Consider the following 14,218-nt stretch of genomic DNA (forward strand, 5'->3'; position numbering starts at 1 on the left):
TGGCGACGACACCTCACGTTCGAAGCCGATCGTCGACCGCCTCGATGGCCGACGGCTCGATCCCCTGATGGACGGGAAGCGCGACGAGACCGTCCGCGAGTCGGATCGACGTCTCGTACGTGTCGTCCTCGCGGACGGCCTCGCGGAGGATCGGCCAGGAGTGGGCACCGACGACGCCACGCTCCTCGAGCGCCGCGAGAAACGAGTCGCGATCGGGCGTCCGGACGGGGAACTCGTACGGGCTGATGCCCTCCGGCAGTCGGTCGAAGAGCGGCGTCACGCCCTCACGATCGGCGACGACTCGCCGCCACGCACGGAAGTTCGCCCGACGAGCGGCCCGGATCGCGTCCGGGTCGACGGCGTCGGCGACGATCGCGGACAGCTTCGACATCGGGACTTTGGCGGCCTCGTATCGGCCGTCCGGGTCCACGGACGACGAGTCCGCCGTCCCGTCCGCGAGGAGTGCCTCGACCGAGCGGTACAGCGACGGGCTGGTCCGAAGGACCCGTTCGGCGATCGAGGCGGCCACGAACCGGCAATCAGCGGTCGCGATGCGATTCGATCGGCCCGCCAGCGACGAGGGCGCGAACTGCGCTGTGACCGTCTCGTCCGTACAGTAGAGGACCGCCCCGTCGGGGACTGGAAGGAGTTTCCGCAGCGTCGTGATGCCGAGGTCGCCGTGCGTTCCGAGCAGGGTCCCGTCACGGACGCTCAGCGGTGCGTGCGCGTTGTCGTCGACGTGGTAGCAGTCGTACTCGTCGGTCAGCGCGGCGATCCGCTCGAGGCCGGGCTGGGGGAAGCCGAAGTAGTTGACCGACACGATGGCGGCGGTGTCGGCGTCGATCCGGGCCTCGAGATCGGCGATGTCCGGTGCGAGCGACTCCTCGATGGCGTAGTACCGCGACTCGAGGCCGAGTTCGTGGAACGGCTCGACGACGGCGGGCGAGAGGAAGGCGGGAACGACGACGTTGTCGCCGGGTTCGACGAGTCCGGCGAGCCCGTCCCGGAGTGCGACTTTCCCCGAACCGTAGTACGTGTGCATGCTGTCGGGCGCGTGCCGGTCGATGAACGCATCGATCCCCGCCCCCGTCCCCGAAAGCGACGCGTCGAACACGGACGGGGTGGCATCGATCATACGAAGCGGCGGGCGGGGAAACCAGTAGTAGAGACGATCATCGACGTAAGACGGACCCGGCCGTGGCCTTAGTGATAGGGGCGATACAGCCCGCGGTCGCGTGCCAATCGAGTATTACAGTCAGCCGACGCGATCGACACTCACGCCGTTTGAACTGCTATTCCGTCCGTAGAACCGCCAGTGCGAACTTACAGTCGGCCAGCAGTTGCATAACAAAGCACGGGCGAACGGACAACGCTGCCATGGCAGGTTCGACCGACAACGAAGACCTTCGTCTGCTCGTCGTCGGGCTGGACGCCGGCTGTCGGCCGGTGCTCGAGCCCTTGTTCGAGTCGGGCGAACTTCCTACCCTGGAGGGGCTGTTCGATCGCGGAACGGCGGGACCGCTCGAGTCCCAAATCCCGCCGTGGACGGCCAGCGCCTGGCCGTCGCTGTACACTGGCAAGAACCCGGGCAAACACGGCGTCTACGACTTCCTCTCGTTCGACGGCTACGAGTGGGACGTCGTCAACGCGACCCACGTCAGGGCGCGGCCGGTCTGGGAACTCCTGAGCGACCACGGGTTCTCGAGTGTGGTCGTCAACGTGCCCGTGACCCATCCAGCGCGGGCGTTCGACGGCGCGTTGATTCCGGGTCTGACCGCCCCCGAGAACCCGGACTGCCACCCCGACGGGATTCTCGAGGACGTGAAACTCGCCTGCGGCGGCGAGTACTGGGTCTATCCGCAGAGCGGGCCGGCACCCGACCGGTCGATCGAGGGGTACGAGCGGACGATCGAACTCCGAGGAAACGCGTTTCGCTATCTCACACGCCGGATCGATCCCGATTTCGGCTTCCTCCAGTTCCAGCAAACCGACTCGGTGTTTCACGAACGACCCGGGGACAAACGGGCGATCGAGGCGGTCTACCGCGAGGTCGACAGACAGCTCGCGGCGACCATCGAGCGAACCGAGCCCGAGAACGTGCTGGTCGTCAGCGACCACGGGATGGGAAAGGTGACCGGCGACGAGTTCCGGGTCAACGAGTTCCTCCGCGAGCGCGGCTACGTGAGCGCTCGGAGCGGCGGCGACGGGATGCCCGACTGGTCGAAGTCCTGGGAGAACGATCTGCTCGAGGGAGCCGAGCCCGGCGATCACACGGCGGGCCCGCTCGAGCGGGCGATGAACCTCGCCGCGGGCGTCGGGCTCACGACCCAGCGGGTGGCGAGCGCGCTCGACCGCGTCGGGCTGAAAGAACCGATCGGCAAGCGCGTCCCGGACGACGTGATTCGGGCCGGGAGCGAACAGGTCGACTTCCCCGAGTCGAGCGCCTACGTCCGCTCGAAGAGCGAACTCGGCGTCCGGATCAATCTCGCGGGCCGCGAGCCGAGCGGACAGGTACCGCCCGAGGAGTACGAGCCCGTCCGCGAGGAACTCATCGAGACGCTGTCGGCCGTCCGAACGCCCGACGGAACCCGGATGTTCGACGCCGTCGAACCGAGGGAGCACTACTTCGACGGCCCGCACGTCGACGCGGCACCCGATATCGTGACGGTTCCCCGGGCGTTCGACACGGCGATCGACGCCACCCTCGGAACGGCGCAGTTCGGCGAACCGATGGAGCCGTGGAATCACAAGCGCACCGGCGTCGTCGCGGCCGCTGGACCGGCATTCGACGAGTCCGCCGCCCTCGAGGGGGCGACGATTTTCGATATCGCGCCGACGATCTGCTCGCTCTTCGACGTCCCGATCGACGCCGCGATGGACGGGGCCCCGCTCCCGGTCGTCGACAGGACTGCGGAGCGATCGTACCCGGCGTACGATCCGGAGCCGATCACCGCGACCGACGACGAAACGGTCGAAAACCGGCTGTCCGATCTGGGATATCTATGAGCGTGGACATCCGCGCCCTCGATCCACGGACCGATGCCGACGAGTGGAACCGCTACGTCGAGCGCTCCGACGGAACGAACCCCTTCTTCCGGGCCGAGGCGCTCCGGTTGCAGGCCGAGGACACCGGCACGACGCCCTATCTGCTCGCTGGCTTCAAAGGCCAGGAGCCGGTCGGCGTCTTTCCCGTCTTCGAATACACGAAGGGGCCGGTCACCGGTGCGTTCTCGCCGGCTCCCCACTCGTGGACGTCGTACCTCGGTCCCGCCTTGCTCAACGTCGACAAACTCAAACAACGGAAGGCCGACCGGCGAACCAAACGCTTCATCGAGGGCTGTCTCGAGCGGATCGACGACGAAATCGCGCCGCTGTACAGCAAGTTCGTCACGGCGGAGTTCGACGACATCCGGCCGTTCGTCTGGAACGAGTACGACGTCGAACCCGGCCACACGTACGTCGTCGATCTCGAGGGCAGCGAGGACGCGTTACTGAAACGGTTCAGCAGCGACGCGCGGAGTAACATCCGGAACGCCGACGGGGACCGCTACACGATCGCGGAGGGCGACACCGACGACGTTGCGCGCATCGTCGAAAAGGTCCGCGACCGCTACGAGAGCCAGGGCCAACCGTTCCGGCTGAGCACCGACTTCGCACGGTCGCTCCACGAGATGCTCCCCGAGGGCGCGATTCGGCCCTACGTCTGTCGCGTCGACGGCGAGTTCCTCGGCGGCATCCTCGTCGTCGAGTCCGACCGGACGCGGTATCGATGGCAGGGCGGCGTCAAGCCGGACGCCGACGTCGACATCGCGATCAACGACCTGTTAGACTGGCACGTCATGCGCGACGGCCTGCACGGCGGCATCGACGAGTACGACCTCGTCGGGGCCGGTGTCCCGAGCATCAACCGCTACAAGGCGAAGTTCAACCCCCGCCTCGAGATCCAGTACGAGATCACGGCCGGCGCGTTCGGGATCGACCTGCTCGTCGATCGGTATCAGAAACACCGGTAGCGTAGTCCGACGGCGACCGTCCCAGTCGACCGGTCGTCCTATCGGGTTCAATCCGTCGGGTGCACGGTCCCTACGCCGCGAGCTGATACTTCGACTGGCGAGCGTCCTCGAGACAGGCGCGGCTGGTGATCAAGTCCTGCTCCTCGAGTTTCCCCAGCGCGTAGCGGACGGTTCGGGAACAGAGCCGCGACTCGGCTGCGATCCCCTCCTGGGTCAGCGGTGCTTCGTACTCGAGGACCTTGTAGACCAGTTTCGCGCTGGGCGGGAGTTCGGAGAGGCCGTCATCACGGTCCCACTCGTCTCCGCCGTCGCCGCGGTCGTCGGTCTCGCCGTCCCCATCGAGTTCGGCGTCCGGTTCGGTCGTGCTCATCGGTGTCGACCACTCCGTTCGGCCCGCGAGCGGTCGGCGTAGGGGACTCGGGAGGACGGTCGCTCGTCGCTTCTCACGTCGGTCGGTCGAGGCCGCGGCGCGGGTCCGTCGGCCGCCGGAGCACGTCCGGCGGCGGAAGGCTCTGCCGGTCTCATTCTCGCTCGAGCGTACCGGCCAGACTCATATAGACAGCCCCGACAGTTCAGAAATATAGGGGGCGACTAACGCTCGGTCGTCGCCAGCCCGGCCGAGGCGCGCCGTCACGAACGGCGGTCGCCGGGCGTGCCTCGAGACGACGACACAGCGGCGATGCACGGACCGAAACCGCGGCCGACTTCGTGGTTAACCCGTGCATAGTAAGGCACTCGCCGCTCTCAAGAGCGGCTATGTTCGGAACCAGCGGCATTCGGGGACGGGTCGGGAGCGACGTAACGGCGGAGCTGGCACTGTCGGTCGGTCGAGCGGTTGCCTCGGAGGGATACGAGCGCGTCGTCGTCGGTCGCGACGTCCGTGAGAGCGGTTCGATGCTCGTCGACGCGGTCAGCGCGGGGCTGTGCGAGTGCGGGGCGGACGTGATCACGGTCGGCGTCGAGGCGACGCCGACGGTCGCGCGGGCGATCACCCACCTCGATGCCGACGCGGGCGTCGTCGTCACGGCATCGCACAACCCGGCGACGGACAACGGGATCAAACTCTGGACACCCTCGGGGAAGGCGTTCGGACCCGACCAGCGCGAGGCGATCGAGCAACGGATCCGGGAGGACGACTACGATCTCGCAGCGTGGGACGGCGTCGGCGATCGGTCACATCGGACCGGCGTTCGGGACCGGCACGCCGACGCGCTCCGGACGGCGGTCGCCCTCGAGCGATCGCCGAGCGTCGTGGTGGATAGCGGTACCGGTGCCGGCGGCGTGACGGCGGCGGTCCTCGACGATCTCGGATGTCGGGTGCGGACGCTGAACGGGCAGGAGGACGGCTCGTTCCCCGGCCGGCCAAGCGAACCGACCGAGGAAACCCTCGAGACCCTGTCGACGCTCGTCGCGGAAACCGACGCCGAGGTGGGAATCGCACACGACGGCGACGCCGACCGGATGGTCGCGGTCGACGAAACGGGATCGTTCGTGCCGAAGGACGTCCTTCTCGCCATCTTCGCCGGAGAAGCGGCGGGTGAGGGCGACCGCGTCGCCGCTCCCGTCGACACCAGTCTCGCCGTCGACGACGTACTGGACGGCGTCGGCGCGTCGCTGACCCGGACGCGAGTCGGAGACGTCTACGTCGCGGAGCGGACGACCGAACCCGACGTCGTCTTCGGCGGGGAGCCGAGCGGTGCCTGGATCTGGCCCGAGGAGACGCGGTGCCCGGACGGGCCGCTGGCGGCCTGCAAACTGGTCGAACTGGTCGCCGACGGGGGGCCGTTGTCCGATCGCGTCGCCGGAATCGATCGGTATCCGATCCGGCGAACGTCCCTCGACGTCGCGGATAAAACGGCGGTTATGGCCGACGTGACTGCGCGCGTTCGAGCGCGATACGAGGAGGTCGATACGCTCGACGGCGTCAGAGTCGAGACCGAGGACGGCTGGTTCCTGCTTCGCGCCAGCGGAACTCAACCGCTGATCCGGGTAACCGCGGAAGCGCGGTCGGAATCGGCCGCGGCGGACCTGTTCGAGACCGCGAAGGGGCTCGTCACCGAGACGACGGCGGCAGACCACTGAGGACAGCGAGGAACGGTCCGAGTCAGTTCGGTACCGGGACGGTAGCGCCAGCGGCGCTCGAGGGGGGACATCCGGACGGACCGGCTATCTGGCTTCTTCGGGAATGAAATCGGAGGTCTTCATCTCGCGGTACGTCGCACAGTCGGGACAGGCGTGGACGACGTCGCGGTTATCACCGAATACGCGGGCGAACTGACGCGTCACCTGGTTGCCGCAGTTGACACAGCGAGGGGCGCTCGTTTGCGATCGTGACGACATCGGCGTCCACTTCGCGGATTGATCCGTCGACATCAACAGCCCGTACCGACAGAACGGTATTTACTATAGACTCCATAATCAATTGGCTCGCCGTTAGTCAGCGCTTTCGCCCGTGATCTACCAGTGAACAAGACACTCGGAATATCGAGAGTGTCAACGCCTCGCGTGCGAGAAATAGAGTATTTCGGACGAGTAATCCGATATTACGCGATCGAAACATCGGCTACCGGCCGGACGGTGAGGCAGCATCGAACGAGTCGGGCGACCCTCCCACTCTCCGGGCCGTCGATAGATGCCGTCGGGGTCGTCCGCTCGAGCACCGGTCCGGTAGCGATCCGGGATCGACCGTAGCTATCAGGTGTGCCCTTTATATTACGGGCGATTCCTAGTTCAATTGGAGGGTATCGGTCGATACCCACGAGCCGGGTGGTCCGTCGCCGCGGCTCGATCGCACAGACCCTCCACGTTCGATTCCGACATCGTTCGAGTACGGGTCGCGACCACCGACGCCGTGCGGACCGGGCTACGGGGGTGGTCTCAGGTCCTGCGGCTTCGATGACCCGACTCGAGTCCGATCGGCGGTACGTCTCGTCGCACTCGCCGCGGAGCGAGTTCCTTCCTGCCGACTCGTCGCGACGCTCCGATAGCCGTCGGTGAGGATCGTCGTCACCCGGCTCTACTGGGGACGGAGACCGCGCTCGGAAGCTGGACGCCGTCGGCGAGTACTGTCCGCGGCCGGTCGGAACGGGGGATCAAGAACGGCCGTCCTACTCGACGGTGACGCTCTTGGCGAGGTTACGGGGCTTGTCGATCGGCCGGTCGAGGAGGTCGGCGGCGTAGTACGAAACGAGTTGGAGTTGGACGTTCGCGAGCAGTCCGGCCAGATCGGGCTCGGTCTCGGGAATCGCGAGCTGCTCGTCGGCGGCCTCGACGGCCGGATGGTCGTCGGGACAGACCGCGATCACGGGCGCGCCGCGGGTCTGGGCCTCCTCAGCGTTTTTCAACGTCTTTTCGTCCTCCTGACCGGTGAAGATCGCAAACACCGGCGTCTCGGGCGTGACCAGCGCCAGCGGGCCGTGCTTGAGTTCCCCGGAAGCAAACCCCTCGGCGTGCTCGTACGTGATCTCCTTGAACTTCAGCGCACCCTCGAGTGCCACGGGGTAGCCGAGTCCGCGTCCGATAAAGAAGTACGACTGGCTTTCGCGGTACCGCTCGGCGATCAGGTCGGCGTCGGACTCGTCGAGCAGGGTTTCGATCCGACCGGGCATCGACTCGAGTTCCGGAAGGAGGGTCTCGAGGTCGGCCGCGGGCTCGCCCCGCAGGTCGCCGGCGATGCGCTGGGCCAGCAGCGTGAGCATGACGGCCTGCGAGGAGAACGTCTTCGTCGCCGCGACGCCGATCTCCGGACCAGCGCGGATGAAGAGGGCGTCGTCGGCCTCACGGGCGGCCGTCGACCCGACGACGTTCGTCACCGTGAGCGTGGCCGCGCCCTCGGCCCGTGCTCGCCGGAGCGCGGTGAGCGTGTCGGCCGTCTCGCCGCTCTGCGTCACTGCGATCACCAGCGTCTCGTCGTCGATCGGCGGGGCCGAGACGCTGTACTCGTTGGCCAGGAGCGCGGTCGACTGCACGCCGGCCTGGTTCAACGCCAGCGAACCGTAGAGCGCGGCGTGATACGACGTCCCACAAGCGACGAACTGGACGCTATCGATACCGTCGAAGGTGCCCGGTTCGAAGTCAGACAGGGCGATCCGTCCGTTCGTCGGATCGACCCGCCCTTCGATCGCCTGGGCCAACGAGGTCGGTTGCTCGGTGATCTCCTTGAGCATGAAGTGATCGTACTCACCCTTGCCCGCCTGCTCGGGGTCCCACTCGACGGTCTCGGACGGCCGCGTGACCGGATTCCCGTCGAGATCCGTGAACTCGACGCCGTCTTGGTCGACGATGACGACATCACCGTCCTCGAGATAGACCACGCTGTCCGTGTACTCGAGGAAGGCCGGCACGTCGCTCGCGAGGAAGTACTCGCCGTCCTCCATGCCGACGACGAGCGGGGAGCCCTGTCGTGCGGCGTAGAGGACGTGCTCGCCGGAGACCATCGCGGTGACGGCGTAACTACCCTCGAGTTCGTCGATAGCCTGGCGAAACGCCGCCTCGCTGTCGAAGCCGGCATCGAGGTAGTACTGGACGAGGTGCGGAATGACCTCGGTGTCGGTGTCGCTCGTGAACTCGTAGCCGGTGGCCGCCAGTCGGTCCCTGAGCGCGGCGTAGTTCTCGATGATCCCGTTGTGGACGACGGCGACGTCTTCGCTCTCGTCGGTATGGGGATGGGCGTTCGCGTCGGTCGGCGGCCCGTGCGTGCTCCAGCGCGTGTGGCCGATGCCGACCGTCCCTCGGATGGGGTCCCCGATCGACTCCTTGAGTTCCTCGACCCGCCCGGAGCGTTTTGCCACGTTGATTCCCGAGCCGTTCTGGACGGCGACGCCGGCCGAATCGTAGCCACGATACTCGAGGTTCTCGAGTCCCGTCAGCAACGGTTCGAGCGCGTTGCCATCGCCGACGTGGCCGATGATTCCACACATCGGTTGTTCACCGACCGTCAGGCCGGCAGGGATGCTCGTGTGGCCCGGACACGGTATCGGTTCCCAGGGACGACGCGCCGTCGGCTCGGTCCCCCACCGACGACGGTAGGAGCGGCGACGTGGTATCCTGCCGATCCATCGAAAGTGATCGAGACGGTAGACGGTACGCAACCATGAGCGGAATTCATCCCTCCCGAACCCATTACTATAGACGGGCTACTGAATCCCGTAGTCCGCAGGTACTCCGCCGCTGCCTGTCGATGACAGTCGTTTCGAGTACCGTATCATGACTATCCGTTCTGCGAGTTCGTTCCGCAATACGGCTGTTTTAGCGTCGCTCGCCGCGTCGTATCGGATCGAGGGCGGACGTCCGAAAAGTATGATACCCGAACAGGCGACCGACGCTCGCGTACGGAGCGTCGAACGCCCGGTATCGGCCCCCAACGATCGGTAGGGAGGGGAAACGAGCGGACACCGATCGTCGCCGCGCCGAGCGCGGTCGTCGATCGAATGGCGCGACTCGAGACGCCCGCGAGCGGACGGCCTTCGGCCGCGCAACGCGGTGGGACATCGCCGGCCGACCGTCGGTGATGGAACGAACCGCCACACCTTTTGCGGTGGGGCGGGACGTGTGCATATGGGTTTTGGTAGCTACGACGAATCCGAACAGCAAGAGCAGACGACGGACGACGAGGACGTAGAGGCGGTCAACGTCCACGAAAACGACCATCAGGGCGAAATGTCGTTCGAGTCCGACGTCTCGACGGACGAGCTGGTCGATCAGCTCGGGTCGATGAAAGACGACGACGAAGAGTAAGGACCGCCGCGGAACGGGGTCGATGGCGGCCGGAATCGGCCGCCCCCGACCGACGCCCCTCGAGACGACCTCGAACTGACACGGTTCGATACGATCGACGAATCGCTTTTTCTCGCGCGCGAACTCGGACGGCGCTGCCACGGCCGAACACCGCTTGCGGTCACCGATCGGGACGTGCGATCAGGGGAGCGTCGCGGCGCACAGTTCGCCGATCGCCCGCCGCAGTCGCTGGGAGACCGCGGACTTCGAGACGTCGAGCCGCTCCGCGAGTTCGTCCTGCGAGATGCCCCGCGGCACGTCGAAGTACCCCTCTTCGTGGGCGACGGTGAGGAGTGCCTGTTGTTTGTCGGTCAGGGCGACGACGCCGTCGCTCTCGTCGTCGGAAACCCGAAGGTGATCGACCGTGACTGAAATGTCGTGCTCGCGACAGTAGTCGTTGAACGCGACGAGTCGCTCGCGGTCGGGGAACCGAAGCTGGACGAGCCAGCCGTCCCGGGAACTCGAGAGGTCGAGCAGGCGACCACCGAGGGCGGCGGTTTCCGCGGTAACCGTCACTGCGCGGTCGGTACGCGTCACGCGGTAGACTCGGCTGTCGGGGTAGCGATCGACGAGCACCGGATCGGCGACGGTCGGATCGGCCGCGAGAGCGGTTTCGAAGGAATCGAACTCGCGTCCGTAGACGGTGACGAAGACGACCGTCCGTCCGGGCTCGATGGTGGTCCAGTACTCCGGTTCGACGGTGACGTCCGGTGCGTTCCGCAGGGTCGGTCGCAGGAACAGGGCCGCGTGATCGAGGCGGAGTTGGGCGACGATGCCGCCCTCGGCCTGGGATCGAATCCCCTGCCGCTCGCCCTCGGAAGCCGGATCGATGACGGTCTCGGTGTCACCACCGGTCACCTCAGCGTTCGAGACGCCCTCGGTCTCGGTCGCGTCCTCGGAATCGGTGATATCAGTGCTCATCGAGCCATCCCCCGCCCGGAGGGACGGCCGTCGTAAGTACGACTTACCTCGAACGCGCTCATTGAATGGCACATTAGGAGCCGAGTACATGATCGTGGACGCTATACACGGACATCGGCTCGAGTTCGACCTCAATATTGATTCAGCAGTCAGATCGCTACGATCTCTCGACGGCGCGGAAAGAGCGAGTTACCGGGTCGAAACGCGTCAGTAAAAGCGTGCTACCGACCGAAATCGGTCGGTCGCCGTTCCCGTCTCAGTCCTCGGCCTCGTCGAACACCGAGGCGAACAGCTTGCGCTGTGCGATCCGGAGATGCCGGCTGAACGTCGGCTGCGAGACGCCGAGGGACTCGGCGACCTCCTCGCCGGTGTGTTCGCGGGGCCACTCGAAGAACCCGCCGTGGTAGGCCGCCTCGAGCGTCCGTCGCTGTCGCTCCGAGAGGGACTCGGCCAGCGTCTCGAACGGCCGGGTCGAACGCGGCGGCCGCTCCCGCTCCCGGCGGGCGGCCAGTTCCGCGCCCGAGTGAGCCGCCTCGAGCGCGCGGAGGAACGAGCGGACGCCGATCGGCTCCCCGAGGTCGATCACGACCCTGGTCCGATCGTCGACCGGCGTCACCGAACGGAGGACGCCGCCGTGGTCCGCGACCGTCCGCGCGATGGACGGCTCGGTTGCCTCGGTCAGTCGAATCTCGACGACGGGGTCGCCGTTCCCGCGGCCGACGATCGAAACTGAGTCGACCGCCGGCAGCGAGCCGACGGCCTCGTGGATACCCTCCGCGTCGGAGTCGCGGACCGAACAGAACACCGTCGAACCGCCGGACGACCGCGGAATCACGGCCCGAACGTCGATTCGACGGTCGAGCCGCTCCGCGATCGACGAGAGCGGTTCCGACTCGTCCCGAAGGACGACCTCGAGTTCCGTGACGCGATCGGCGAGGAACGCGCGTTTCGTCTCGATCGCAGCGATCGCGTCGCCGGCCACCGCCGCGAGGTGTTCGCAGGCCCGGCGGGTGGCGTCGCCGAACGCCGACGGCCGCGTGGCGTACGCGGTCAGCGTTCCGTACCGGAGCGCGCCAGAGTCGAGCGGGAGGCTCAGCGCGGACCGAATCCCCCGCTCGAGGAGCGGTCGCCGCCACGCTCGTTCCGTGGCGTCTCCGTCCGGTCGGCCGGTTTCGGCGGCCTCGAGCGTCTCGAGAACGACCGGTTCGCGGGTCGACGCAGCGTCCGCCGTCGGCGACCCGGTGTGTCGGTCGAGCGAGATCCGAACCCCCTCGAGAAACTCCGCGTCGCGACCGGCCCACGTTTCGGGAACGATCCGTTGGCCGCCGTCGTCCGCGTGGCCGACCCAGGCGAGTTCGATCCCGCCGCCGGACTCGACGGAAGGGAGGGCGACGACGGCCTCGCAGAGCCGTCGTTCGACCGCCTCGCGGGTCGGCGCGTCCAGCAGCGACCGCGTCGCCTCCCGGACCCGTTCCGCTCGTGCCGTGTGGGTCCGTAGTCGCTCCCGGTCGCGCTGACACCCGTCGAGAGCGGCGAGGCGCTCGAGCCCCTCGAGCGTCAGTACGGCCGCGTCCGCCAGGGTTTCGATCGGGGCTGTGTCCAGCCCGTCGAACGCCATCGGCTCCGTGCTGGTCGCGAGAACGAGCCCCCGGTCCCCGATCGGGACGGCCAGGAGCCGTTCGGCCCGGAGCCCGGGCCGAGCGAGGGCGGCATCGAGACTCCCGCCCTCGTAGACGGTCGGTTCGCCGCGCTCGAGGGCGTCGGCCAGCGGGGTGTCGCCGGGATCGATCGCCGGCAGCTCGAGCGCGTCCCGATCGCGTTCGCCCGTTCGTCCCGTCGCCACCGTCGCCGGACGGAGGCGGTCGTCGACGAGATACCAGATTGCGATGTCGGCGTCGGTACACTCGCGAACGGCACCGGTGACGGCGTCGCGAACGGGATCCGGTGAGTCGGCACGGCGGAGGGTCGCGACGGCTGCCTGGACCGTCGATAACGCGGCGGCCAGCGAGCCACGCCTGTCGCGGACCACACAGAGCGTTCGATCCGAATCCGGCAGCGGTGCGACGGAGACGGCGACCGGACGGGGCTGGCCCACGTCAGTCGCGAGTTTGCCCGTCACGGGCTCCATCCACCTGACGACGGGTGACCGCGCCCGCTCTCGGACCGTCGCAGCGAGCTCGTCGTCGAACACGTCCCCGAGGTCGCGGCCGACGAGCGCATCCGCCTCCGCGAGTTCCAGCAGTGCCGCGTTATCCAGCCGAACCGTCGTTCCCTCGAGCACGGCGATGCCGTCGTCGATCGCGTCGACGACATCCTCAAGGAGCGCGCAGCGATCCCGGTCCGACGCCGCTGGGGCGGCGGTCTCGGCGGGCCGCTCCCTCGCGGAGACGGAGACGCCGTCGTCGCCGGGGTGGACGGTGACGGAGAGCCGGCGCTCGCGATCGGGGAGTGCGGTCTCGAACTCGACGGACTCGCCCGTCGTGTCGGCCTCGCGGAGCCGGTCAGCGAGTCGGTCGCCGAGTCGATCGGGGAGCAGGTCCCAGACGACCGTCCCCGTCGGAACGGCGTCGCCGTCCGGTCGGTCGCCAGCGGAAAACAGTTCCAGCGCCGCCTCGTTGGCATACCGAACCTCGCGGCGCGGGCCGAGGGTGAAAAACGCGTCTCCGAGCCGATCCAGCCCCGCTCGTAGCTCGTCGTCGACGGCCGTTTCGTCGGCTGGGACGCCGGTTCGCGTGACGACGATCCCCTCGACGGCCGGGTCCTCGAGTCGGTTCGTACAGGTCAGTGTCGCGACCTGCCAGGTGCCGTCGGCGTGACCTAGCCGGCAGGTGAGCCGTTCGGTCGTCCCGATCGGGGCGGCGGCGACGGCGGCAAGCGTCTCGCGAACCGCCTCGCGATCGGCTGGCCGGACGAGTCGCGTAATCGTGGTTCGCTCGAGTTCCGTCGGTGTATACCCCAACCGGGGCTCGACGGCCGGGCTCGCGTACTCGATCTCGCCGTCGGCATCGAGCACCCAGACGACCGCCGCGGCGTGCTCGAGGATCGACCGGGGACGCGCAGCCGTCGTTGTCGCGGCCAGCCGGTAGCGCTCTCGCTCGGCGGCGGTCCTGACGCGGGCAGTCAGGACCGCGTCGGACGCGGTCGGTTCGACGACGTCGCTCGCGCCGGCCGCGAGCGCTCGAGCGGCGTCCCCGTCGTCGACGAGGGCCACGATCGGCCGCTCGCCGGTTCGGGCCGCCAGTTCTTCGAGGAGCGCGTCGGTAGCGGGCGATCCGGCGTCCGCGCTCGCGAACGGACAGACCAAGCAGTGGACCGTTCGAGCGGCGAGTCGCTCGAGCGCGCCCTCGAGCGTTCGTGCTCTGAGCAGCGCCCCGTCGTCGAACGCCGCATCGAGTGTGGTCATCGCGTCGTCGGCGGAGTCGGAGTTACCGACGACCAGGACATGAAGCGTATCGTGGACGACGGTGGCGGTGCCGTCGCTCATCCGGCGGCACCCTCGCAGACGAGCG

General features: G+C 67.7%; 10 protein-coding genes. 4 read left to right on the forward strand and 6 right to left on the reverse strand.

Annotated elements, in window-relative coordinates; genetic code table 11:
• Positions 1-13: 13 nt before the first annotated feature.
• Positions 14-1,135, reverse strand: coding sequence for a DegT/DnrJ/EryC1/StrS family aminotransferase (locus ALTAJ2_RS07580; protein WP_007109217.1), 1,122 nt, complete (start codon positions 1,133-1,135; stop codon positions 14-16).
• Positions 1,136-1,377: 242 nt separating this feature from the next.
• On the opposite strand from ALTAJ2_RS07580, the gene ALTAJ2_RS07585 reads away from it, so the two are divergent.
• Together ALTAJ2_RS07585 and ALTAJ2_RS07590 are read left to right on the forward strand one after the other, a co-directional pair.
• A complete protein-coding gene (locus tag ALTAJ2_RS07585) occupies positions 1,378-3,006 on the forward strand; it encodes an alkaline phosphatase family protein (RefSeq protein ID WP_007109216.1) in 1,629 nt (542 codons plus the stop codon).
• Positions 3,003-4,013 carry a lipid II:glycine glycyltransferase FemX gene (locus tag ALTAJ2_RS07590; protein ID WP_007109215.1) on the forward strand — a complete coding sequence of 337 codons (1,011 nt, stop codon included), beginning with the start codon at positions 3,003-3,005 and terminating at the stop codon, positions 4,011-4,013. Before ALTAJ2_RS07585 ends, ALTAJ2_RS07590 begins: the two co-directional genes overlap by 4 nt.
• Positions 4,014-4,083: 70 nt before the next feature.
• On the opposite strand, the gene ALTAJ2_RS07595 is transcribed toward ALTAJ2_RS07590, so the two are convergent.
• The gene (locus ALTAJ2_RS07595; RefSeq protein WP_007109214.1) at positions 4,084-4,383 is read right to left on the reverse strand and encodes a MarR family transcriptional regulator; all 300 of its coding nucleotides are present in this window, start codon (positions 4,381-4,383) and stop codon (positions 4,084-4,086) included.
• Between the two features lie 386 nt (positions 4,384-4,769).
• On the opposite strand from ALTAJ2_RS07595, the gene glmM reads away from it, so the two are divergent.
• Entirely contained in the window at positions 4,770-6,095 is a 1,326-nt protein-coding gene (glmM, locus tag ALTAJ2_RS07600) for a phosphoglucosamine mutase (protein WP_007109213.1), read from the forward strand.
• Positions 6,096-6,179: 84 nt separating this feature from the next.
• Here glmM and ALTAJ2_RS07605 read toward each other — a convergent pair whose 3' ends face one another.
• On the reverse strand, positions 6,180-6,386 hold the full coding sequence (locus ALTAJ2_RS07605) for a DUF7563 family protein (RefSeq protein ID WP_006184423.1): 207 nt from the start codon (positions 6,384-6,386) through the stop codon (positions 6,180-6,182).
• Positions 6,387-7,120: 734 nt separating this feature from the next.
• A complete protein-coding gene (gene glmS, locus ALTAJ2_RS07610; RefSeq protein ID WP_007109212.1) occupies positions 7,121-8,932 on the reverse strand; it encodes a glutamine--fructose-6-phosphate transaminase (isomerizing) in 1,812 nt (603 codons plus the stop codon).
• A gap of 637 nt (positions 8,933-9,569) precedes the next feature.
• Here glmS and ALTAJ2_RS07615 point away from each other — a divergent pair.
• A complete protein-coding gene (locus tag ALTAJ2_RS07615; RefSeq protein ID WP_006184421.1) occupies positions 9,570-9,749 on the forward strand; it encodes a DUF5786 family protein in 180 nt (59 codons plus the stop codon).
• 180 nt (positions 9,750-9,929) lie between these two features.
• Here the strand turns inward: ALTAJ2_RS07615 and ALTAJ2_RS07620 are convergent, their stop codons facing one another.
• A complete protein-coding gene (locus tag ALTAJ2_RS07620; RefSeq protein ID WP_007109211.1) occupies positions 9,930-10,709 on the reverse strand; it encodes a helix-turn-helix domain-containing protein in 780 nt (259 codons plus the stop codon).
• A 256-nt stretch (positions 10,710-10,965) separates the two neighbouring features.
• Positions 10,966-14,193 carry a bacterio-opsin activator domain-containing protein gene (locus ALTAJ2_RS07625; RefSeq protein WP_050031446.1) on the reverse strand — a complete coding sequence of 1,076 codons (3,228 nt, stop codon included), beginning with the start codon at positions 14,191-14,193 and terminating at the stop codon, positions 10,966-10,968.
• Positions 14,194-14,218: the final 25 nt, after the last annotated feature.

The organism is Natrinema altunense (assembly GCF_000731985.1).
Taxonomy (GTDB): Archaea; Halobacteriota; Halobacteria; order Halobacteriales; family Natrialbaceae; genus Natrinema; species Natrinema altunense.